General features: G+C 33.6%; 16 protein-coding genes. 3 read left to right on the forward strand and 13 right to left on the reverse strand.

The annotated features are described in order from the left end of the window. Window positions 1-52 precede the first annotated feature (52 nt). Window positions 53-1,513 (forward strand): TonB-dependent receptor, encoded by a 1,461-nt coding sequence (locus tag IQ05_RS09745; RefSeq protein ID WP_144892448.1) that lies wholly within the window; start codon window positions 53-55, stop codon window positions 1,511-1,513. A 93-nt stretch (window positions 1,514-1,606) separates the two neighbouring features. Here the strand turns inward: IQ05_RS09745 and bcp are convergent, their stop codons facing one another. Continuing rightward, window positions 1,607-2,059 carry a thioredoxin-dependent thiol peroxidase gene (bcp, locus tag IQ05_RS09750; protein WP_144892450.1) on the reverse strand — a complete coding sequence of 151 codons (453 nt, stop codon included), beginning with the start codon at window positions 2,057-2,059 and terminating at the stop codon, window positions 1,607-1,609. An 84-nt stretch (window positions 2,060-2,143) separates the two neighbouring features. On the opposite strand from bcp, the gene IQ05_RS09755 reads away from it, so the two are divergent. Beyond that, entirely contained in the window at window positions 2,144-2,806 is a 663-nt protein-coding gene (locus IQ05_RS09755) for an endonuclease III domain-containing protein (protein WP_144892452.1), read from the forward strand. Between the two features lie 232 nt (window positions 2,807-3,038). Here the strand turns inward: IQ05_RS09755 and IQ05_RS09760 are convergent, their stop codons facing one another. The 8 genes from IQ05_RS09760 to IQ05_RS09795 form a co-directional block, all read right to left on the reverse strand. Then, a complete protein-coding gene (locus tag IQ05_RS09760; RefSeq protein ID WP_144892454.1) occupies window positions 3,039-3,623 on the reverse strand; it encodes an RNA polymerase sigma factor in 585 nt (194 codons plus the stop codon). A gap of 264 nt (window positions 3,624-3,887) precedes the next feature. Next, window positions 3,888-4,646: a glycoside hydrolase family 16 protein gene (locus IQ05_RS09765; protein ID WP_144892456.1), complete on the reverse strand. Its 759-nt coding sequence runs from the start codon at window positions 4,644-4,646 to the stop codon at window positions 3,888-3,890. Window positions 4,647-4,652: 6 nt separating this feature from the next. Then, window positions 4,653-6,947 carry a beta-glucosidase BglX gene (gene bglX, locus IQ05_RS09770; RefSeq protein ID WP_144892458.1) on the reverse strand — a complete coding sequence of 765 codons (2,295 nt, stop codon included), beginning with the start codon at window positions 6,945-6,947 and terminating at the stop codon, window positions 4,653-4,655. Between the two features lie 75 nt (window positions 6,948-7,022). Beyond that, complete coding sequence (locus IQ05_RS09775) at window positions 7,023-8,663, reverse strand: family 16 glycosylhydrolase (protein ID WP_144892460.1); 1,641 nt, start codon at window positions 8,661-8,663, stop codon at window positions 7,023-7,025. A gap of 62 nt (window positions 8,664-8,725) precedes the next feature. Then, window positions 8,726-10,321 carry a PKD domain-containing protein gene (locus IQ05_RS09780; RefSeq protein WP_144892462.1) on the reverse strand — a complete coding sequence of 532 codons (1,596 nt, stop codon included), beginning with the start codon at window positions 10,319-10,321 and terminating at the stop codon, window positions 8,726-8,728. A 20-nt stretch (window positions 10,322-10,341) separates the two neighbouring features. Continuing rightward, the gene (locus IQ05_RS09785; RefSeq protein ID WP_144892464.1) at window positions 10,342-11,817 is read right to left on the reverse strand and encodes a RagB/SusD family nutrient uptake outer membrane protein; all 1,476 of its coding nucleotides are present in this window, start codon (window positions 11,815-11,817) and stop codon (window positions 10,342-10,344) included. A gap of 11 nt (window positions 11,818-11,828) precedes the next feature. Then, on the reverse strand, window positions 11,829-14,870 hold the full coding sequence (locus IQ05_RS09790; protein WP_144892465.1) for a SusC/RagA family TonB-linked outer membrane protein: 3,042 nt from the start codon (window positions 14,868-14,870) through the stop codon (window positions 11,829-11,831). A gap of 238 nt (window positions 14,871-15,108) precedes the next feature. After that, complete coding sequence (locus IQ05_RS09795) at window positions 15,109-17,793, reverse strand: helix-turn-helix and ligand-binding sensor domain-containing protein (protein WP_167496938.1); 2,685 nt, start codon at window positions 17,791-17,793, stop codon at window positions 15,109-15,111. A 302-nt stretch (window positions 17,794-18,095) separates the two neighbouring features. On the opposite strand from IQ05_RS09795, the gene uvrA reads away from it, so the two are divergent. Next, window positions 18,096-20,894: an excinuclease ABC subunit UvrA gene (uvrA, locus tag IQ05_RS09800; protein ID WP_144892469.1), complete on the forward strand. Its 2,799-nt coding sequence runs from the start codon at window positions 18,096-18,098 to the stop codon at window positions 20,892-20,894. Between the two features lie 58 nt (window positions 20,895-20,952). Here uvrA and IQ05_RS09805 read toward each other — a convergent pair whose 3' ends face one another. The 4 genes from IQ05_RS09805 to IQ05_RS09820 form a co-directional block, all read right to left on the reverse strand. Continuing rightward, complete coding sequence (locus IQ05_RS09805) at window positions 20,953-21,750, reverse strand: DUF3575 domain-containing protein (RefSeq protein ID WP_144892471.1); 798 nt, start codon at window positions 21,748-21,750, stop codon at window positions 20,953-20,955. A gap of 48 nt (window positions 21,751-21,798) precedes the next feature. Next, on the reverse strand, window positions 21,799-22,107 hold the full coding sequence (locus IQ05_RS09810) for a hypothetical protein (protein ID WP_167496939.1): 309 nt from the start codon (window positions 22,105-22,107) through the stop codon (window positions 21,799-21,801). Window positions 22,108-22,308: 201 nt separating this feature from the next. Next, window positions 22,309-23,775, reverse strand: coding sequence for a lipopolysaccharide biosynthesis protein (locus IQ05_RS09815; protein WP_144892473.1), 1,467 nt, complete (start codon window positions 23,773-23,775; stop codon window positions 22,309-22,311). A 38-nt stretch (window positions 23,776-23,813) separates the two neighbouring features. Beyond that, window positions 23,814-25,103: a glycosyltransferase family 4 protein gene (locus tag IQ05_RS09820; RefSeq protein ID WP_144892475.1), complete on the reverse strand. Its 1,290-nt coding sequence runs from the start codon at window positions 25,101-25,103 to the stop codon at window positions 23,814-23,816. Between the last annotated feature and the right edge of the window lie 34 nt (window positions 25,104-25,137).

The following is a 25,137-nucleotide window of genomic DNA, read 5'->3' on the forward strand; positions in this document are numbered from 1 at the left end:
TTCTTTAATAACCTATTTCATTAACTTTGTAACATATTAGGAATTAAAAAAAATGGATACAGAGATAAAATTAAAAGGTGATAAAATCATCGAACAAATCCCATCAATAAAAGACAAAGCGCTTCGAATAAATTTGAACGAAAATATTTATGGGACCTTTGCTGAAATTGGAGCTGGACAGGAAACTGTAAGACATTTTTTTAGATCTGGTGGTTCATCTGGAACAATTGCAAAAGCCATGTCTGCTTATGATAAAGACTTTAGTGATGCCGTTTACGGAGTAGAATCGGATGGTAGATACGTTACAGAGAGTAGGTTAAAAAAAATGCTTTCGCATGAAGTAAATCTTATAGAACAAAGATTGAGCCGTGAAAAACATCCTAATAAAATGTTTTTTAGTTATGCAAACACAGTTGCCACTATAGATTTTGCTAAACAATTTAAAGGCCACGGATGGGTAGGAATTAGCTACCAAATTGAACCTGATGAAGATTACAATGAAATTATACTTCACATTCGTTTTAAAGAAACAGATGTAAGATTACAACAAGAAACCTTAGGGATTCTAGGTGTAAACTTAATTTACGGAGCTTTTTATAAATACAATGATCCTAAAAGATTACTTCGTTATTTATATGATCACTTAGATAAAGACCAACTAGAAATTGATACCATAAATTTCTCTGGACCTCGATTTGCAGATGTAGACAACAGATTAATGAGTTTGCAACTTGTGAAAAATGGCATGACAGATGCCGTGATGTTTAACCCTGATGGTAAAAACATTCTTCCTGCAGCCATTCTTTACAAGAAAAACATACTTGCTTTTAGAGGAAGTTTTCGTCCTGTGACCAAGGTAAATATGGACATGTATGAAAAGTCTTTAAAAATGTTTTTGAATGAAAATAAAGTAGATAAGGACAATACACTAGTTGTTTTTGAAATTACTTTATCTAATTTACGTTCTGATGGAGAGATCAACGAAAGGGATTTCATGGATCGTGCTGAGCTTTTATGTTCACTAGGGCAAACCGTTATGATATCTAATTTTCAAGAATATTATAAAGTTGTAGAATACTTTGCTAATTATACTAAGGCTCGAATGGGACTAGCATTAGGAGTTAATAACTTAATTGATATTTTTGACGAAAAATACTACCGACATTTAAGTGGAGGAATTCTTGAAGCTTTTGGAAAATTATTCTATCGCGATATGAAAGTTTTCTTGTACCCAATGATAGGAGAAAACGGTGAAATTATCAACTCTGATAACTTGAAAGTACATCCACGAATGAAAGAGCTCTACAAATTCTTTAAATTCAATGGAAAAGTAGTTGATATTGATGATTATGATCCTACTATATTAAATGTGTTTTCTCGAGAAGTACTCAACATGATTAATCACGGTAAACCAGGATGGGAAAGTATGTTGCCATCAGGTATAGCTGAAATCATTAAAGAGCATCAACTGTTTGGTTATGCTCCTCAAAAAGTCTTAAACGAAAGCAATTAACTTTTAGCTATATATAAAAATCCAGTACACAAGAATACAATCTTGAATACTGGATTTTTTATTTTGTTGAAATTATGTAAATCCTAAATTGTATTATTTTAAGATTTGAGCGGCGTGTACTTTGGTTTTCACATCAGATATAACCTCATCAATAAAACCTTCTTCGTTAATTACAAAAGTAGTTCTGTGAATTCCATCGTATTCTTTACCCATAAACTTTTTTGGTCCCCAAACTCCAAAAGCTTGAATTACAGATTTATCTTCATCAGCAAGTAAAGGGAAAGGAAATTCATATTTGTCTTTAAATTTGGCTTGAGCCTTTGAACTATCAGCACTCACGCCTAATAATGCATAATTATTAGCCTGAAAGCGTTCAAAATTATCTCTCAAATCACAAGCTTCAGCCGTACATCCAGGAGTATTTGCTTTTGGATAGAAAAAAACAACTAGCTTTTTACCCGCATAATCTGCTAATTGATGTTTTTTACCGTCTTGATCTAAACCTATAAAATCTGGAGCTTTATCTCCTTTAGTTAATGTTGTCATTGTAATAATATTTAATAGTGAAATGGCTTGTTAGTTGCATTTGAAATTAGAAATGATTTTCTTTACAAATCAAATTTAGGAATAATGACCAAACAGGAACGCGTAACTTTTGTTATAAATACGTTAAAAGAATTGTACCCTACAATTCCCATACCGCTAGATCATAAAGATCCTTATACCTTATTGATAGCTGTGTTATTATCTGCTCAATGTACTGATGTGCGGGTCAATCAAATAACCCCAATACTTTTTGCAAAAGCAGATAATCCGTATGATATGGTAAAAATGACTGTAGAAGAAATAAAAGAAATCATTAGACCCTGCGGCTTATCGCCAATGAAATCTAAAGGAATTCACGGATTATCACAAATCCTAATTGAAAAACATAACGGCGAAGTTCCGCAAAGTTTTGAGTTTCTAGAAGAACTTCCTGCTGTGGGCCATAAAACGGCTAGTGTGGTCATGTCTCAAGCTTTTGGAGTACCTGCATTTCCTGTTGATACGCACATTCATAGGTTAATGTACCGCTGGAATTTAACGAATGGTAAAAATGTTGTTCAAACGGAAAAAGATGCTAAACGTATCTTTCCTGAAGAAACATGGAACGACCTGCACCTTCAAATTATTTGGTACGGAAGAGAATATTCACCAGCGAGAGGTTGGGATTTAGAAAAAGATATTATCACCAAAACTATTGGCAGAAAAAAGGTAATCAACGAATATCAAAAAAAAGTAAAACCACTATAAATTAGTGGTTTTACTTTTTAAAACTTAAATTAAAATTTTAATTAGATACTATTTCATAACATCTATTGTCTATTTTTAATACTGTTAGTGCTTTTGAATAGCTCAATAAAAAGGAAACGATTTCCTTTTTTGGTTTCATTAAAGGTAAGGCACTTGCCCTTTTTGAGTATAATTTTGCCATAAATCCTACGCTTTTATTTTAAATTATAACGTAAGAATTAAAGGGATAGTATTAAGTAGTCAAAACAATTTGATGTTTATCAATAACTTTTCTCAAATTGAGTAACGCATAACGCATTCTTCCAAGGGCAGTATTGATGCTAACACCAGTTATCTCAGATATTTCCTTGAAACTCATGTCTTGATACATGCGCATGATCAAAACTTCTTTTTGATCAGCAGGAAGCTCTTCAATAATTTTCTTAATATCTATTTGAACTTGGTCGGCAATAATTTTATTTTCAATAGATAGTGAATCATCAGACATGATTGAAAAAATAGAAAACTCTTCGGTTTCTCTATATAAAGGCATTTTTTTGGACTTTCTAAAATGATCTACAATCAAATTGTGAGCAATTCGCATGACCCATGGTAGAAATTTACCCTCTTCGTTATAAGAATTAGATTTTAAAGTATTGATTACTTTAATAAAGGTGTCTTGAAAAATATCATTAGTGATGTCTCTATCCGGTATTTTAGAATAAATAAAACCGTAGATTTTAGACTCGTGCCTTTTAATTAGTTTTGCTAATGCATCCTCGTTTCCAGATACATATTCTTTAACTAAAAGTGCATCGTTGAGTTGTATATTAACCATAATAGTACTTTTTTAATTTAATTAATTGGGGTATGATTTCTCAAAAAAGTAATTTTATGTAATAGGCTTTTGGTTTTCGTGGTTAATTTTAATTCAAATTTAACAAAATATTGCATTTAAATGCAAAAAAAAATAATAAAAATTATATAAATAAATTTATAATGTGGTGAAATTGTCAATGAAATTATAAACTTTCAACAAAAAACACTAAAAAGAGCTAAAACCTGGCTTTTTTAGTGTCTAGAGTTGAAAATAATTTGCTCATTATTGAAACACTTTTATGTAATCAATATAAAATTTTTGAGGAAAAATTGCATCATCAACTTTGGGCCCTCCAAAATTACCTCCTATAGCCATGTTTATAATAAAATAAAATGGCTGGTTGTATGGCCAAACAGCTTGGGTTTTTAATTCAGGCTGAAAAGTATACACTAACTTAGCATCTACAAAAAATTCTATTTTATCTGGTGTCCACTCTATGGCATACAGGTGAAAACCCTCTTCAATAGACTCTATTTTTGTTTTTTTAGTGTTAATAGTATTTCCATGACTGTCTTGAGTATGTAACGATGTAAATACCATATTGGGTTCTTTACCCACATATTCAAGGATATCAATTTCTCCACACATGGGCCACCCAACTTGATCAATATTAGAGCCTAACATCCAAAAAGCGGGCCAAATCCCATGCCCTACGGGAAGTTTTGCTCTTGCTTCAAATCTACCGTATTGAAATTCTTTTTTCCCTTTGGTAGTAATTCTTGTTGATGTGTATTTATTGTCTGCTTCTTTTTTTGCAGTAATTACTAAGCAACTTTTTTCAATTTTATGATTATCATTTGTATATAACTGTCTTTCATTATTACCCCATCCACAATTTGGGCAACCATCACCCAACTCGATATTCCAAGTTTTTTCATTTAATGATTTTCCATTAAAGTGTTCTTCCCAAACTAATTTGCGAGTACCCACTTGTGCGAATGAACAAGTGAAAATTAGGAAACAAACCAATATATATTTCATGAATGCTTAGTTTTTAAATTGAAAATCTTTTTCGAATTGTGTTACAGAACTGCCTCCAACAAAGACTTTAAAATCTCCCGCTTCGGCTTCCCATTTTCTATTGGCGGTAAAAAATTCAATCGTTTTTTCATTGATTGTAAACACTACTTTCTTTGTTTCATTAGGTTGTAACTCTATTAATTCAAAACCTTTAAGTTCTTTTACAGGGCGCGTAACGCTGGCAATCAAATCTCTAATATACAACTGAACTACCTCTTTACCTATTACATTACTTGTGTTTTTAATATTGACCGATACTTGAATAGATCCACCTTTTGCGAAAGCATTAGAAGACAATTCAAAACCTGAATATTCAAATTTAGAATAACTTAAACCATGTCCGAAAGGAAATTGAGGCGTGTTTTTCTCGTCAATATAATGAGACCAAAAAACACTTTCAGGTTCATTCATTATAGGTCTTCCGGTATTTTTATAATTGTAATACAAAGGCAATTGCCCCACGTTACGCGGGAAAGACATTGGTAGTTTTCCGCTTGGATTGTAGTCTCCATATAGTACTTGCGCTATAGCGTTACCACTTTGTGTGCCTAACTGCCATCCCACTAAAATTGCAGGAATTTTTTCTGCAGCCCACGGAATAGCAAGAGGCCTACCATTGTTTAAAACCAAAACAATATTAGGATTCACTTTATACACTGCCTCTAGTAATTCTTGCTGTACACCTGGTAAATCTATCTCGGTTCTGCTTCTACCTTCTCCAGATTGCAAACCGTGTTCTCCTAAAACCATTACCACAACATCTGCTTGTTTTGCATTTGCAATCGCTTCATCAAATCCCGTTTTATCTGTGGAGTTGATTTTAGTTTCCCAAATAAATTGAGTGCGTCCCACTGAAACATCAGCACCTTTTGAAAAAGTCAGTTGATTTCCAGAGTATTTTTGCAATCCTTCTAAAACAGAAACCGCCGTATTGTCTTCAGCTGCAATTCGCCAACTGCCTAATGGACTTGTTTTATCATTTGCCAAAGCACCAATTAATGCTATTTTTTGACCCGTTTTTTTTAATGGTAAAATATTATTGTCATTTTTTAAAAGCACAATTGATTTTTTTGCCATGTCTAAAACACCTTCATGAAACTCGGGTTTACCTACTGTGGCTTGCTCTCTTTTTTCATCACAATATTTATAGGGATCATCAAAAAGTCCCAATTCAAATTTCACTTTCAATATACGTCTTGCAGCATCATCAATAAAGCTCTCTTTTACTTTACCCTCTTTTACTAATACCACTAAATGATCTACATAAGCGCTTGATTCCATATCCATATCTGATCCTGCATTGATGGCAATCTCGGCAGCATGTTTGCTATCTTTGGCATATCCGTGAGCTATCATTTCGTTTATAGAACCCCAATCTGAAACTACAAAACCATCAAAATTCCACTCTTTCTTTAAAATATCCCTCTGTAAATACGCATTACCAGTAGCAGGTATGCCATTCAATTCATTGAAGGAATTCATAAAAGTACGCACGCCAGCATCAACCGCTGCCTTAAAAGGAGGGAAAATGGTGTTTTGCAACGTATTTTCGCTTACATCTACCGTGTTATAATCTCTACCTGATTCAGCAAAACCATAACCTGCAAAATGTTTGGCACAAGCCAAAATAGTATTGGTCGCAGCCAAATCATTTCCTTGAAAACCTTGTACGCGAGCCACCGCAATTTTACTTCCAAGGTATGGATCTTCGCCAGCTCCTTCCATAACACGACCCCAGCGTGCATCACGAGCCACATCAACCATGGGAGCAAAAGTCCAATTTAATCCCTCTGCCGAAGCTTCTTCGGCAGCAATAGCCGCAGATTTTTGTATGGCTTGTAAATCCCAACTTGCAGCTTCGGCAAGTGGAATAGGGCTAATTGTTTTATACCCGTGAATTACATCAAAGCCAAAAAGCAAAGGAATTTTGAGACGGGTTTGTTCCACAGCTATTTTTTGCAAAGCGCGAACATCCTTTACCCCTTTTACGTTAAGCATAGATCCAACTAAGCCTTTTTTAAGGTCTTCGTATTTTTTTGCGGCTTGGCCTTCTTTTGGAGTGGGTCCCGTAATATCCCAAAAACCATTGTATTGATTGAGTTGTCCAACTTTTTCCTCTAAAGTCATCAATTGAAGAACCGAATCAACCTTTCTATCTAATGCGTTTTTTTGCACCAAAGGAGTTGATGGTTGTGTGATTTTTTTACTACAAGCAACTACAAAAAATAGGCTGCCAAGTATAAATAGAAATGAATACTTCATTTGTGGTATGTTTATTAAAGCAAAAGGCAGGTAAAAAAAACCTACCTTTTACTATTATTGCTAATTTAAATGTGCTTATTGATATACTCTTACATAATCAATCTCCATTGAGGACTGACTAAAGGCTGTATCAATAGCACCTCCAAAGGTTCCTCCCATTGCAACATTTAAAATCAAAAAGAAATCTTTGTTAAATGGCAACGCACTTGTATTTGCAACCGTGTGAAACAATACATCATCAACATATATTTTTACTGATTCTGGGCTCCAAATGGTTTTGTAAATATGAAATTCAGAAGCAGCATTAGCTATTGTAGTTGAACTTCCATTACCATTACCTCCTGAATTTCCGGGATAATGTAAGGTGCCATATATAGTAGTAGGTTGACTGCCTTTGAATTCCATGATATCAATTTCTCCGCAGGCAGGCCAAGCATTAGTGGCATAATTCTCGCCTAGCATCCATATTGCTGGCCAAGTACCCGCCCCAGTTGTCAATTTAGCTCTCACCTCAACCCTTCCATAGGTAAATTCAAACTTGTTTTCAGACTTCAATCGAGCAGAAGTATAACCTGAACCTACTTTTTTAGCAGTAATTTTTAGGTTCCCACCGGCTACAACTACATTATCACTAGCGCTTGTATAAGACTGAGATTCATTATTACCCCAACCTCCTGCACCTAAGTCATAACCCCATTTAGTAGGATCTGGTGCTCCGTCAGTATTGAATTCATCGCTAAATTTCAATACATTATAATTCGCAGATGGTGGTGTAACTGCTGCTCCAGGTGCTGTAGTAGTAAAGGTGTGGTACCAAGCTAGAAATGGATTTCCTGCTTGAATTACTCTTACTCTCATTCTGTTATCCGTTAAAGAAAGTATTTCATAAGAACTTGAACCAACAAAATACCCCATAAAACCTCCATCGGCAATATTTAAAACAGTTCCCCTAGTTTGAGTGGCAGCTCCTGGATTTTTAGAAACAAAAGAATCTGATTTACTAAGAGTAACTATTTTTAATCCTGTAGTAACCAAGTCAAAACATGCATCTTCATTAACGCCCTTGAGAGCAGCGTTATAATACGTTTGTCCTTTGTTATCCAATTCAAATTTCATTTGTTGTCCCACTAACGAGAAGGTCATTACACTTTTATACAAACAAGTTGCAGCTTTTTCATTGGCAGCAGCCCTATAAAAAGAGGGGTAATAATTTTGTGTTCCAAAGGTAGGATCAGACCAAGCCACATTAGGACCTACACCCAAATGTTCTGGTTCACTTTGTGCCCAATACCATTTTTTACTAGATCCGCCAGTTAAAAATTGAACTGCAGCTTCATCTTTAAAGTTACTAAACACAGTAACCTCTATTGTAGTGCTAGAAGTCACTCCTCCTGCACCCGATGCTATGATGGTTACAGTATATGTATTAGTACCAGGAGTAGCGAATGGATATTCAAGAATTCCGCTTGGTTGATTTTTGCTTGTGCCATCACTAAAAACGTATTTGTATGAAATTGCATTTTCGGCGGTACTTATAAATTTTACTTTTCCTGATCCATCTCCATTTGGAAATGCAGCTGATTTTCCAATAATTTCAGCAGTTACTTTTAGATTTGAGGGGGCATCAATGGCTCCAAATCCTAAATTATCCTCTTGACAATTGACCATCAATAGCAGGATAAAAACGGAAACTATTTTGATTAGTATTTTTTTCATTTTATTATTTTTTAATTTTTAGTGTATGTTTACTTTTCAACCTACTGTTATCCTTATAAAGGTTAATTGTGAAAATATACGTTGTCTACATAAACAGTTGTATTACCAGAAGGTGCTCCAACATAAATTAATTGTGCTATATGCGCTCTTGTAGTTAATCCTGTAAATTGACTCAATGGAATATCAAGACTAACCCATGATCCTTGGGCTGGAGAATTTACTGTTATTTCATGTTCTACATCATCGCCTCCACTAAAAGCTCCATCGGCACCAAAATCAACTAATTTAATCTTGAATTGTGTAAAATCAGAAGACCAAACATCAGTATGAAAATGAGTCATAGCCGTTGCATTTATAGGAGTTGAAGTAGCCTCAATACCCACAAAATTTAGAGCGCTATATTTTTTAGTTGCATTTCCGCTTATACTCAAATCAGTTAATGTCGCACTAGACCAAGATGTTCTCCAGGTATCAACGGCTACATTTGTATATGCATCACTAAACATAGAAATCACACTTGATGCAGGACGTGTAGGTGTTGGCGCTGCAGTAACAGAGCCTGCAGTGTTGTAAAAAAACACATTGTCTACATAAACCGTATTACTTCCTGCTGGAGCTCCTACTAAAATTAATTGCGCAATGTGAGAACGTGTAGTTAATCCTGTAAAATCACTTAAAGGAATGTCTAAACTTACCCATTCCTCTTTTTTAGGATTGGCAATGGTTATTTCGTGTTCTCTATCATCACCACCGTCAAAAGTTCCGTTTGCACCAAAGTCAACTAGTTTTACTTTGAATTCGGTTACATCTGATGACCAAATATCAATATGAAAAAATGTCATAGCCGATGCGTTTATAGGAGAAGAAGTAGCCTCTATACCCACAAAATTTAATGCGCTGTATTTTTTTGCTTTGTTTCCACTGATATCAATGTCCTCTAAAGTTGCTTGTGACCAAGAAGTTCTCCAGGTATCAACTGCAACATTAGTGTAGCTATCACTAAACATCGATATAACATTAGCAGCTGGAACCGTTGGTACTGGTGCAGCAAATAAATTTGTAACAGTAACTGGAGTTATTTTTTGGGTAGTTGCTGCACCACCGCTCAATGCTACAACACGTACATTGTAGGTTCCAGGGGTTTTGTAGGTGTGCGTAATTACTTGACCTTGCATGAAATCTACTGGAACTTCGTTAGGGACATCACCAAAATAAACTTGAAAAAAAGTCTCTAATTCTGCTTCTGCAGAAACATTTACGCTTAAATTACTACCAATTGCCACAGTCGACACTAAGTTCTTAGGTGCTAAAAACGAAACTGTTACATCTTGAATAGTTTCAGTTTTTTTGCCATTTAGGGTTATCCCAATGATTTTTGCTTTAAATACTCCCTCTCGGTATTTGTGGGTGTATGTCCCGCCAGGATTCACAATAATAGACTTTGTTGTAGCATCTCCAAAGAAGATTTCAAATTGAGTTACTCCTTCACCTTTTGGCAAAAAAGTAACATTACCTGAATTATCTTGTGTAATGGTTGTGAGTGCGGAAACGTTTTTTGGCGCACCTATAGTTTCTAAATCTACATCATTATTTTCCTCCGTACACCCAAAAGAAAGGGTCAGAATGAAAATACTTAGAATTAATTGTAACTTTTTCATATCTAAATTATGTTAGTTTTTTAATATCCTTGATTTTGTTTCCAATTCCCATTTGCAAATTGAATTTCCTCGATAGGAATAGGAAATAATTCGTGTTTGTTAGCTGTAAATCCTGGGATTTCTTGTGCAGCTTTACCAGTTCGAACTAAATCAAAGAAACGATGTCCTTCTCCTACTAATTCTACCCTTCTTTCTGCCAAAATAAAGTCAGTTAATGCCGCTCCCGATGTTGAAATATCATGGTTCAAGTCCCCAAAAGCACGTCTGCGAACTAAATTTAGGTATCCTCTTGCTTTTACATCGTCTATTCCACCACGGTTGAAAGCCTCTGCTGCCATTAATAATACATCAGCATATCGAATAGCGCGGTAGTTGTTAGGATTTGTCAAGTTTAAATCACCTTGAGCAGTTGTGCTTCTTTTTCTAGGAATGTACTTTCTGTTAAAAAACCCAGTATGCTCGTATCCTTTTCCAAAAGTTGCTCCTGTGCTAGTAGCCCAAGCTTCAATATCTAGGATGGCCACTGCTTTACGATTGTCACCAGCCTCAAAAGCGTTTACAATTTTTTGCGTAGGCACATTAAAACTAAATCCAGATGAAAACAAAGTACCACTATAACTGCGTGGTCCACTAAAACCTACCGCTACATTCCCTTCACTACATTGGAGACATCCAAAACCGGCACCTTCAACATCAGTATATTGTACCTCAAAAACAGATTCTGCTCCATTTTCGCCTTCATTTTCAAAAATTGAATTATAATTTGGAACTAATGAATACGCCCCTGACGTTATCAACTTATCAAAAGTTGTAGCAGCTGGTGCAAATTTGTTTTGGTACAAATAGGCTTTTCCTAACAAAGCAAGTGCTGCTCCACGAGTTGCTCTCCCTTTTTGAGTTGTTGTTACAGGTAAATTTTCGGAGGCAAAAATTAGATCGGCTTCTATAGATGCATAAACTTCTGATTTTGAAGAACGAGGGATTTTTTTCTCATCTCCTGGAACAAATCTTGCGTCTCCTTTCATCGGGATACCACCAAACCATTTTACTAGTTCAAAATGATAGTAAGCTCTTAGAAATCGAGTTTCGGCAATAATTTGGTTTTTGCCTTGAAAATCTGTTTTATTTTTAAATTCTAAGATATAGTTGGCTCTTTGAACACCTGCAAACATCCAATCCCAGAGATTTTTTAAATTGCTATTCACAGGGGTGTGAATCATATCATCAATTTGCTGAAAACCTGGAGTGTCTGATTGACTCTCGCCACCAGCCAAGGTATTATCAGAGGCAATTTCTCCTAAAAGTGAATTAAGATACGTGGTTTGCAACAAATCATAAGCAGCAATCAAGGCATTATCATAATCCTCTTTTGAGTTGAAATAATTTTCAGAATCAATAGAATATTCCACTGGTCTATCCACAAATTCATCACTACATGAAATGATAGTCATGGCTATAGCTGCTATCATTACGGTACTAAAAAGATATTTTTTCATTTTAATTCAGATTAAAAATTAATGTTCAAACCTAACAAGTAAGTTCTTGGAATAGGGTAAAAACCATTGTCAATACCTCCACCCAATGGAGCTCCACTTGATGCTCCGGGATCAAAACCTTTGTATTTTGTAAAAGTGTATAAGTTGTTTACACCGGCAAACAAACGTACTTTTGAAAGACCTGCTTTTTCAATAAACTTATTTTCAAGTGCGTATCCTAACTGTATGTTTTGAATTCTTGCATACGAAGCATCTTCAACAAAAAAACTTGAAAAGTTTGAATTTCCTGTAGCGCCTGTTGTTACTCTCGGAGTTGAATTTGTACTTCCTTCACCTGTCCAACGGTCTAAAACATAATTCAGTCTGTTAACATCTGTTAGATTTCGTTCATAATTTCGAACCATATCATTGCCTACAGAGGCAAAAGTATACATGGCAAAATCAAAGTTTTTGTAGTTCATTTGGACATTGAAACCCATTGTAGCTGCAGGAATTGGATCACCAATATTAGTTCTATCACTGGCATTTAAAATACCATCACCATTTACATCAACAAATCTTAAATCACCTGGACTTGCCTCTGCTCCTAATGATAATTGAGATGGATGCGCACTTACTTCGGCTTGATTCTGAAAAATACCATCTGTTTTATAGCCGTAGAAATAACCAATTGGTCTACCTACTTCCATTCTTGAAGGTGGTTGTTGACCAACTCCAAAGGATCCTCCCTCAAGATACCCAATACCATTGTTTACCTCTAGCACTTCGTTTTTCAAGAAAGTAACATTGTATCCTACGCTTAAAGAAAAGGAATCCGAAAACTTATTTTTATAATCCAAGGCTAGCTCTAAACCTGTATTTCTTACCGTACCTGCATTAATTGTAGGTGCATTAGATCCAGGTGCAGCAGCACCGTTAATTCCAGAAACAGGAATAAATGGAATTAACAAATCAGCTCTTGTGTCAATAAAATAATCTGCAACAAATGATATTTTGTTTTGAAGAAATCGTAAATCCAATCCTACATCAAACTTGCGGGCTTCTTCCCATTTTAAATTAGAATTTGGAATTTGGCCTACAGCAAAACCATTTACTAACACATCATTAAAAACGTAAGTAGCCTCGCCATTTAATTGAGAAATATATCCATTGTTAGGGATTTGATCGTTTCCTAAAGTTCCGTAACTTCCTCTAAATTTCATGAAATTAATAAACTTATCTTGACCAAAGAAACTCTCATCAGATACTACCCAACCAGCTGTAAATGAAGGGAAGTATCCCACTTTGTTGCCAGGTCCAAATTTTGTAGAAGCATCACGACGAATCATTGCCGAGAAAAGATACTTCCCTTTATAATCATACTGACCTCTTGCAAAATAAGAAAGTCTACGTTCATCATAATTATACGAACTGTTTGTTACAACCGTTGCTATTCCTCTAGTTAAAGCAATATCAGCAAATTCCCAAGAATTATAAGGAACGTCAAAACCTGTGGCAAACAAACCATTACCATACTCTTTAAAAATAGTGTTACCTATAGTTGCTGTGATATTATGCGCATCGGCAATTTTCTTAGTATACGTACCATAAATATCAAATGAATAATTATTGTCGTTTATAGCACCTTGAGTTACAGAACTTCTTTGTACATCAAAAACTTTTCCTCCATAACTGATTTGTTTAGAAAATGTTTTCGACTCGCTATTAGACGTATTAAATCCAATAGAACTCGTAATCACAAAATCTTTAAATAGTTTATAATCTAACCCAAAATTACCATTTAACTTCTTGAAGTTATAATCGTTATAGGTATTTGCAATTTGAGCTAAAGGATTTATTATTTCGTTACCAAGACCCGTACCTGCAAGTGTAAAGTCACCATTAGCATCATACGGTTTTAGTGTAGACGGCATATTCAACGCATTAAATAACACAGAACCTAATCCACCTTCATTAAGTGTGTTTCTAGTAAAATAAGTGTAAATAACATTCGTTTTTAATTTCAATTTATCAGTTACATCTGCCCCTAGCGCAATTCTTGCAGTATTTCTTAAAAAGCCTGATTTTTTTTCTCCAATGATCCCTTCTTGATCAATGTGAGACCCACTCACTGCATAAGTTATTTTATCAGATCCTCCAGAGAAAGAAATATCATGATTGATTATTGGAACTGAAGTACTAAAAATTTCATTCTGCCAGTCGGTACCTTTACCCAATCCAGAAACATTTGGAAAAGGAATTGCGTTACCACCATTAGCATAACTTTCATTTAGTAATAATGCATATTCAGTGGCATTAAGAGTCGGTAATTTTCTTGAAGTTTCTTGAAAGCCAGTATAGGCATTGTAACTAATTTTAGATTTGGTATTCTTTTTACCTGATTTGGTTGTAATCAAGATAATACCATTGGCACCAATAGTACCATAAATGGCAGCTTGAGCATCTTTTAATACCGTAATCGTTTCTATATCATTAGGATTTAGTAAGCCTAACTCCCCTACATAACCATCTATAATAGTAGTAGGTCTATTTTCTCCATTTGTAGCAATACCTCTAATTCTAATATCTAGCGATGCACCTGGCGCTCCAGATGTAGAGGTAACATTTACTCCAGACACGGTTCCTTGCAATGCTTGTTCTACTCTAACTGGTTTTAAAACCTCAAGCGTTTTGCTATCTACAACAGAAACTGCTCCTGTTACTTCTCTCTTTTTTTGAGTTCCATACCCAATGACAACAATCTCGTCTAATGTATTTGCGTCTTCTTTTAAAACGATTGATAGGTTTTGTGTGGCTTGTGTAACCTTATATTCTACACTTTTAAAACCTACGAAAGAGAATATTAAAACGGAATTAGGCGAAACACCTTTTACATAAAAACGACCATCAAAATCTGTTGTGGTTCCTGATGAAGAATTTTTTACTTGGATATTTACCCCTGGTATTGGTAAACCAGAACTTGCCTCTTTGACAACACCTCCTACATCATACCCTTGAGAAAAACCCAAAGTGGTTATGAATAGAAAAAAGATTAATAGATAGTTTGACTTCATAATTTATGTTTTTTGTGAATTATAAAATTAACACCTAAAGACTGCTAATTTGTAAATTAGAACCACAACAAAAAACATACAAAGCAAAAAAAAACTAATATCACTGAATATTTCTCAAATTACTTCATAATTTACAGTGAAACTTAACTCTTAATAAAATCTTAAATCTCAAGAAATACACAACAATAACGTTAATGTTGTGGTAATGTATAGTTTTTTAGACCTAAAAAGTGATGACCTATACAGCTAAAATGTACTCTACAAGTCCTTGTTCATGCGATAATTCCATTTTTTTACGCAAACGATATCGTTTTATCTCAACACTTCGTACAGATATGTTCAATAAAGGTGCTACTTCTTTGGAGGATAGATTAAGTCTTAAATAAGCACACAATCTTAAATCATTAGGAGTTAATGTAGGATGCGCCGCCTTCATTTTTTTCAAGAAATCTTTATCTGTACTATCAAATGCCTCTTTAAAAATACTCCAACTGTCTCCTTGATTGATATTTTTATTTATGGTAGAAATTACAGATTTTATACTTTTATTGCCATCCTCAGTTGTTTTTTTCAAATCTTCTTTGATAAAGGCCAACAACTCATTTTTACTATTCAAACTCATTGTAGATGCAGCCAATTCTTTATTTTTTGAATCAACCACTTGAGAAAGTTGTTCGTTTTTAATTCGCATAACCTCTTGCTCGTTCTCCAACTCTTTTATTTCTAATAACAGATTGTTCTCCTCTATTAATTTTTTTTCTAATTGTTCATAATAGCGTTTGTAAGCCTTGTGTATAAATCTTGCTGCAAAGACTAGCACAATTAAATAAATCAAAAGCGCGACATGAGTAAAGTACCAAGGTTTGTTTATTCTAAACGAATAGGATATCGTACTATCTAAAGTGGAATTAGCATATTTTGCTCTAACTTTTAAGGTGTAATACCCAGGAGGTAGATTCTTAAAATTAACGGATGACTTTGCACTCCATTCACTCCATTCCTCTTGAAACCCTTCGAGTAAGTACTGAAACTCTACATTTATATACTTATTGAACTCGGGTACAGCATAAAAAACTGAAATGTTATTTTCATCATGATCAAAACTTCCCTCACTTAGAATACTTTGATTTTGAAACGATTCGTTTTGTTTATTTGTAGTTATTCCTGATAATGAAACGTTGTAATTCTTTAAACCTAATTCATTTAAATTTAAAATATAATATCCATCAGTTGTTCCTATTAAATAATTGGAGTGAGAAATTTGAGTTATATTTTCATATCCCAACATAGAGTTTGTCAAAGCTGCTGGTATGGGAATTAAATTTTGAACTAGTTGATTACTAAATTTACTAAGAGAAAAATAATGAATGTAATTCTTTGAAAACAACCAAATCTTATTAGAATTGTCAACAATTAATTTTCCAGATGTGTATTCATCTTTTTCAAAAACAGTACTCAATACTTTGTCTTTTACAAACTGTTTAGATTTTTGATTCAGTTTAAAAATACCTGCTTTATTAGCATAATAAATTTCATTATTAAAGGTAGTTAAGCTTGCATTTTTCCCTTTTTGAGGTGTTTTATAAGCCTGAACTCGTTGTACTTTCAATAGATCTTTATCAAGTTCCAGTCTATAAATCCCTTTATATTCATGACTTACGTATACATCTGAATTTTTTGAAATCTCAAAATACTTAGACGAATAATCAAAACCTGTTATTTTATTTCTAAAAATCCATTGATTATTTCTTTTTTCTAAAACTGAAATACCGAAATAATTGCCCTGTAATAGTACTGTTTTCTTATTTTTTACCTTTTCAAATTTCCAAGTTCCAGATGCAGAAAAAATATTCTTAGCCATCCCATTCTCAACAATAAATGTCCCTGAATCATGACCACAAAAAAGCGTACCATCATGTTCAAATAAAGACCATACTTGACCTTTAGTACCACTCACAAAACGAAATTCCTCCTGTACAGAATCCTTTTTAAAAAACAATCCTTGATTTGTTCCTACATATAAGTTCCCGTTACATTTTAAAGAGGTGTAAACAGTCCCCAATATTCCTGTATCATCACTATAATTTTGAATGGGCGAACGCAAATTGATACAATTGATACCATTGTCAAGGCCCAACCATACATTTTGATCAACATCTTCATAGAGTGATAAAACAGTATTATTACTCAAACCTTTATTTTGAGTGATATGAAATTTCAATTTACCTGCTGTATCAAGTATAAAAACACCATTTGAAATAGTTCCCAAGGCAAAACTTCCATCACTTAACCTTTGACTGCAATACACATTTCCTGTTGCAAATTCATCGTCTACATCTGTTTTAATTTTTTTCAAACGTTTATCAATAAGTTTAAAAAAACCATTTTGTTGCGTTTGTAAAAGGAGTCCATCATCATCAGCAAAAATATTTACCAACTTATTTTGCAATACAATTTGATCATTGGTTACAAGACGATACGTACCACTTTCTATTTCAAAAAGACCTTCATTTGCTATTTGAAAATAAATTGCATCTTTAGTACGAAAAGATTTAGTAATGTTATTTTTTGGACTAATGATGTTAAAAGTATCCGTCTTAGTATCATAAATATACATTCTATTTAAAGACTGAAAAACAACCCATTGTTCAAAATCTAAAACATTCCAAAACTGTTCATCATCAAGAATTTTGTTTTTTATTTTTTTACTTAAGGAATAGTATTTAAGTTTCCCGTTGGATATTCGTTTCCAAAAACCAAATTCCATGTAGGCACCCGAATAAATTTTATTACCTATAACCTTTACAGATCGTATAATGGTTTCGTTTGGAGACGGGTACAGTTCCCAATTAGCACCATTAAATTCTAGTAGTCCTTCATTATTTGCTAGATAAATAAATTGCTTTTTATCCTGTGAAATCATCCAGTTTTGATTTCCTGCGCCATACGTTGCAGAACTATATTTTACAATAGGGGGGAGCTCTTGTGAAAAGCCACAAAAACAGCATAAAAAAAGAATAAGGTATAACTTTGTTTTCAATGGTAGCGTTCGTTTGTTTTGTCAAAAATAAACCTAAAAATAGTACTTATTTATCGGATGGAAAACATAAATACCATACAAGGCCAAAATTGACTTTTAAACCTCAGTTTTAATCATTATTTGTGAGTTGTTCATCCTGAAATCTCTGTTCAAAATTGATTACTTTTGTAAAAATTATCATTTTTATGCAAGTTGACCTTTCTAAATTAGACCCAAAAAAAAATATCATTATAAAAGGAGCGCAAGTACACAATTTAAAAAACGTGGATGTTGCTATACCTAGAAATAAACTAGTGGTTATTACAGGTCTTTCAGGATCTGGAAAATCAAGCTTAGCATTTGATACTTTGTACGCCGAGGGACAGCGCAGGTATGTTGAAAGCTTATCCTCTTATGCCCGCCAATTTCTTGGCAGACTCGATAAACCAAAGGTAGAATATATTAAAGGTATTGCTCCAGCTATTGCCATTGAACAAAAGGTAAATACTACAAATGCACGTTCAACTGTGGGTACTTCTACAGAAATTTATGATTATATAAAATTACTTTTTGCAAGAATAGGACGCACTTATTCCCCAGTTTCTGGTGTTGAAGTCAAAAAAAATACAGTAACTGATGTTGTAAATGCGGTCAAAAAGCTAGAACAAAACAGCAAATGGTTGTTATTAGCTCCCATTCATTTAGAACCCGGACGCAAACTACAAGACAAACTCAATGTTCTTTTGCAACAAGGTTTTGCTAGAATCCTTGTAAACAATGAAATGATTAGGCTGGATACCATTCCAGATGAAATAAATGAAAAGGAAGTTTATTTAATAGTTGACCGTATTGTGGTTAACCAAGATCCCGAAGTTGAAGAAGAATTTTACAACCGCCTAGCAGATGCGGTTCAAACTGCTTTTTTTGAAGGGAAAGGCGTTTGCTACTTACAAGAATTAAACACCCATATTAAACATACTTTTTCAAATAATTTTGAACTGGATGGCATCACTTTTTTAGAACCAAATGTTCATTTATTTAGTTTTAACAATCCTTATGGCGCCTGCCCAGTGTGCGAAGGCTACGGAAACATTATTGGTATCGATGCTGAACTAGTTGTTCCAAATACTACTTTATCTATTTTTGAAAATGCTATTTTTCCATGGCGTGGTGATAGTATGAGTTGGTATCGTGACGAGTTAGTTAACAAAGCTTATAAATTTGATTTTCCCATTCACAAACCTTTTTATCAACTTACTGAGACTCAAAAAGAACTTATTTGGACAGGAAATAGCTATTTTCAGGGATTGAATGTTTTTTTTAAAGAGCTTGAAGAAAAAAACTATAAAATCCAAAACAGAGTAATGCTTTCTCGCTATCGAGGCAAGACAAAGTGTACCTCATGTAAAGGAAAAAGGCTGCGTGTAGAAGCTTCTTATGTTAAGATTAATCAAAAAACAGTTTCTGATTTGGTTGATTTGCCTATCAAGCATTTGGATACTTTTTTCAAAAACTTAGAATTAAATTCTTATGAAAAACAAATAGCCAATAGATTGCTAATTGAAATCAACAACAGACTGTCTTTTTTAACTGAAGTAGGTCTTGATTACTTAACACTCAATAGAAATTCAGCGACATTGTCTGGTGGTGAATCACAACGTATTAACTTAGCTACTTCACTTGGCAGTAGCTTGGTAGGATCTATGTATATCTTGGATGAGCCAAGCATCGGGTTACACCCTAAAGATACTGAAAGACTAATAAAAGTACTACTGTCTTTAAGAGATTTAGGTAATACTGTAATTGTTGTAGAGCATGACGAGGATATCATGAAAGCAGCAGATATGATCATTGACATTGGCCCCGAAGCTGGTAGTCTTGGTGGAAATTTAGTGGCCCAAGGAACATTTGACGAAATATTAAAATCTACTTCTCTTACAGCAAAATATCTGAATGGTGATTTAGAAATTTCGGTACCAAAAAAACGCCGACAGTTTAAGAACTTCATTGAAATTAAAGGAGCTCGCGAAAACAACTTACAAAATATTGATGTTACATTTCCGTTAGATGTTTTAACGGTCATTACAGGTGTTTCAGGTAGTGGAAAAAGTACACTGGTAAAGAAAATTCTTTTTCCAGCTATGCAAAAAAAGCTAGAAAATATTGGTGAAAAAGCAGGTCAATTCTCAGAAATATCAGGTTCGTTTTCGCAAATAAAACATATCGAATATGTAGATCAAAACCCAATAGGTAGAAGTTCACGTTCAAATCCGGTAACGTATATCAAAGCATATGATGACATTAGGGATTTGTATGCCAAAGAAAAACTTTCAAAAGTAAGAGGATACCAAGCCAAACATTTTTCATTTAATGTTGATGGTGGGCGCTGCGAAACCTGTAAAGGCGAGGGATCTATCAACGTAGAGATGGTGTTTATGGCTGATGTGCAATTACCATGTGAAACCTGCCACGGAAAACGATTTAAAAAAGAAGTATTAGAGGTAGCTTTTGAAGGGAAAAACATTCATGAAATTCTAACCTTGACCATTGATGATGCAATTGCTTTTTTTACAGCTCAAAAACAAACTAAAATAACTCAAAAATTGCAACCGCTGCAAGATGTAGGTTTGGGTTATGCACAACTAGGACAATCATCCTCAACCCTTTCTGGCGGAGAAGCACAACGTATAAAACTGGCATCATTTTTAGTAAAAGGAGCCACAAAAGACAAAGCTTTATTTGTTTTTGATGAACCTACAACAGGACTTCATTTTCATGACATCAAGAAATTATTGGCGTCTTTTGATGCTTTAATTGAGAAAGGACATTCTATAATAGTAATTGAACACAATCTTGACTTAATAAAATGTGCCGACTGGTTAATTGATCTTGGTCCTGAAGGTGGAGAAAATGGAGGGAAATTATTAGCGGTTGGTACTCCAGAGCAGGTGGTGAAAAATAAAGAATCTATTACTGGAACCTATTTAAAAGCAGTTCTAAAATAATAAAAAAGCCGATATACTTTTTCAAGTATATCGGCTTTTAATATTTGTAATAAGTTATTTAGAATCGGTATCCTAAGCTAATTCCGCTTCTTACACCACCCCAAGGACCACTCACATTAATCTTAGCACCTCGAGCATTAACCTCTGTTTTTATATCCGATAATGGAAGTTCAATATTATCCAGTTCTTTTTTCAACTCTTGTTGTTCAAAAGTAGTTAAGTTTCTATCAGTTATTCCCACAAAATCACCTTTTGAAGTACCATAATGAGGACCTACAATCCACCAATCAAGTATGATATGTTTGCCTAAATTAAATTGAGCACCTAATTGCAACCCAAAAGAATTAGCCGAAAGCTTACCACCCATAGCTAGATTTTGCTCTGTTACACCTGCAACGTCACTGCTAAAAGTAAAATTTACATTGTTAATATCATACTGTACATTTCTATAAAAAGGAGCTACATAAAATCCTTTTCCATACCCTTTTCCCAAGTAAAATCTAATCTCTGGAGTAAAAGCTTTGTAACCCAATTCTGCATTTTCAAATATACCTTGTGTATCTGCATTATCAGCTGTTAAGTCATTTAGTTGTGTTCTAAATGGCACAGCTCCTTTTGGAATAAAACTATACCCTACAACAAGTCCAATGCGCTTAGTAAGACTTCTTTCGTATTGCAACTGATAGTTTCCAAAAATTAAGCTGGTTAAACTGATTTTAAAGTTGTTCTTTTTTGGAGAATCTACATCATCACTGATAGTGATACGTTCTTTACTATCAATTTCTCCAGGAGATTGTGCAACAGCAATACTAATGTTAAACAGCACAGCTGCAAGGATAAGTAATTTACATTTCATAATGAGTCTATTAAAATATTTGAATATTGATTTCAAAAATAAGAAAAATTATCCCATGTAGCATTTTTCCTCAAATGGATTTCCATCCTCATCTATAGCTATTAGAATTTTTTTAGCTTTTGATGAAACTTGCGTAATGTAAATCCATACAAAAGACCATAACCCTAAAGTTGCACAAAAAATTGCAAAATTATAGATGTGGTTTACTTTCTTTTTCTTTTTCAATAATACCGCATAAGGAAGTTTATCATTGCGTTCCACGACTACAAATCCTTCTTTAGTTTTTCCTTTCAAAAGAGTTGAAAATTTAACCAAGTTAGCATTTATGCTTTCTGCTTGTGACGTTGTATGTACCATTTAAATGAGTCCTTTTGTACTTTATATTATTTTATAATGCACCACAAAATTACCATCTTAATCACACACCAACAATACCCACTTTTAGTGATATTTTAATTATTTTTAATAAAAAATTCAAACTAGAAATCCAAGAGAATTTAATAACAAGAAATAGACTAATATACCTTTAAAATTAGGGTTTACAGTTGCGATAATTCTTTACAAAAACTTTATTTTTTTAAGAACCACATTTATAGCATCATTGATCTCATTTGATACAACAAATTTGTAATTAACATAAACATACAATACTGTAATCAAGATTGATTTCAGTAAAATATTTAAAATAGGATTAAAAGGAAAATCCCAAAAATAAAATATAAGAAACAACAAAAATGTAATTGCTAGTGAATGTAAAGTTTGCTTTGTAAAAGGATATAAGTGCAATCTTTTGACAACAAAAAGCAATTTAGCGATACTGTACAATGTTATAGAAACCAATGTAGCAAATGCAGAACCCATAATCCCGTAAAGTGGAATAAAAATAGCATTTAAACCAATGGCTACCACTACAAGAAATACACCTAAAAATAAAACGGCACGATAGTATTTTGTATTGAAAATGATCGCATTATTATTACCCAGAATCAAATCAAAGTACTTAGAAATTCCAATCATAAAAACCACTAATATTCCACCACTATATTCCTTCGGAACAATTTCATACAACTGATTAATATTAACAAAAATACCTAGCATTACAAAACCACCAACAACTTGCAGATTTATAGATGTTTTTTTATACAATACATTCAACTCCGTGAGTTTGTTATCGTGCATTAATTTTGCAGTAATCGGATAAACAATTTGATGCATGGCTCGACTAGGAACGGATATCACTAACGCTATAAAGGTTGCAATAGAGTAATACGCAATATTATCAATAACCATGTATTGGTTAAGCATAATTTTATCTCCATCCAAAAGTAAATTGGCAACACTACCTGATAAAATGATATAAAAAGTATACTCTAAAATGTCTTTAACGTTTTTAGGTACTGCGATTTGAAAACTAGGCATCTTGATATAAAAAGCATAAGCCATAGTGACTACAAGTGCCAAAAAGTAAATCCCAGCTGTAATATATATAAAATCAACAATGGTAATCCACTTATAATAGACTCCTACTAATGCTAGTAATGACAACAATCTAAGTCCAACCTCTTTAATAAAATTACCAAAAACGGAGTGCATATGCACTCGTGCCCAAGCATAAAATATTTCGAAATAAGCCATTGACATCCCAATAAAGGGTATCAACCAAATAAAATCTTTTACAATTGGATTTTTCTTAGAAACAAAAAACAAAATGTCATCAAAAAATAAAAACCCAATAAAGATTAAGGGAATCGATAATAATAGCGGAAACAAAACCGTAAAGGATAAAAACTGAGCTTTCTCCTCATCTGTTTTGTATTGAGAATAAAACTTGACTAATGTATTTTGCATCCCTATTGCAAACAAAGGCATAATCACATTGGCAACAGATAAAATATAATTAGCTAGAGCGTAATACGTAGCACCTAAAAAAATAGGATATAAATAAAGTGTATTCACTGCTCCAATTCCAAAACCGGCGTAGGTAATTATGGTATTCTTTAATGATTGATTTAATACTATTCCCATTATTTTATGATTGTAAAACACAAACAGGCTTTACTTTATTATATTTTGTTAAGCAATTGAACCAAATCTTTCGTGAGGTTTTTTCTAGAATAGTTTTGTAAACCAACTCCATTGGATTGCAACGTTCCTTCTAAAAATTGATCATAAAAGTCCAAAATTACTCTTTTAAGTTTCATTTTCTCAGAATAGTCAAAAAATACACCTGTGTTGGTATTGGTAATAATTTCAGCAAAATCAGAATCTTGAGGCCCAATTGCTATAATAGGCCTATTAGAAACCATGTATTCAAAAAGTTTTCCCGGGATAATGCTTTTAGTATCTTCAGAGTTGATTTCGATTAGCAACAAAACCTGTGACTTTCTTTGGTGCGCAATAGCTTCTGCATGTGAAACATAACCCAGATTATTCAAATATGCATTTAACCCGAATTGAGAAATAGTTTCTAAAACTTCTTGACTGACCGCGCCTATTAGTTTTATTTCTAAATTCAATTTAAAACTAGGGATTTCCTCTAGCAGTTCCAGCAGCACTTCCCATAACATCTTTGGATTTCTCTCAGAAAGAAAAGAACCAATGTGTGCTAAGCTAAATTTGACATCTAAAGTTTGTTTTTCAATTTGCTCTGTATCATAACCATTGGTAATTACCGAAATTGGTTTATTTGTAATCGCTTGAAATTCCGTTTTAGTAGTTTTACTCGTTACAATAACCGTATCAGCAGTATTCAAAACCTGATGCTCTAAAGCTTTATGTTTCTTGGCGGCAAAACTTGATAAACGTAAGGATTTATGATACCCTATTGTGGTCCAAGGATCTCTAAAATCAGCAAACCATTTTAGATTTAATTTTTGTTTTAATTCTAATCCAATAAGATGCAAACTGTGTGGCGGACCCGAAGTTATAATGGTATCAATATCATTTTCTAAAATGTATTTTTCTAAAAATGATACTGATGGTTTTACCCAAAAAACGCGGGCATCAGGAATAAAAAGATTGCCTCTAATCCAAAGAAAAGTTTTATCAAGAAAAGATTGCTTTTTTTGATTGGGAATAATCCCCGAATTCATTTTTTGAGTTTTATTCTTGGATAAAAAAGAGGCCAATTGATAAGGCTCAAAAATCCTATGCTTGACAATAATTGCTTGATCTGACACCTCACTTACAAGATTTTGATCCACAATAGGATAGGTAGGATTCTCCGGAATATAAACTATAGGCTGAACGCCAAAATCTGGCAAATACTTTACGAACTTAAGCCAACGCTGTACTCCTGGTCCTCCCGCTGGTGGCCAATAATAGGTAATTATTAAAATTTTATTATTTTTCAATTTATTCCTGTTGAATTAAAATATTCCTGACAAC

This window comes from Flavobacterium tiangeerense, from assembly GCF_007830355.1.
GTDB classification, from domain to species: domain Bacteria; phylum Bacteroidota; class Bacteroidia; order Flavobacteriales; family Flavobacteriaceae; genus Flavobacterium; species Flavobacterium tiangeerense.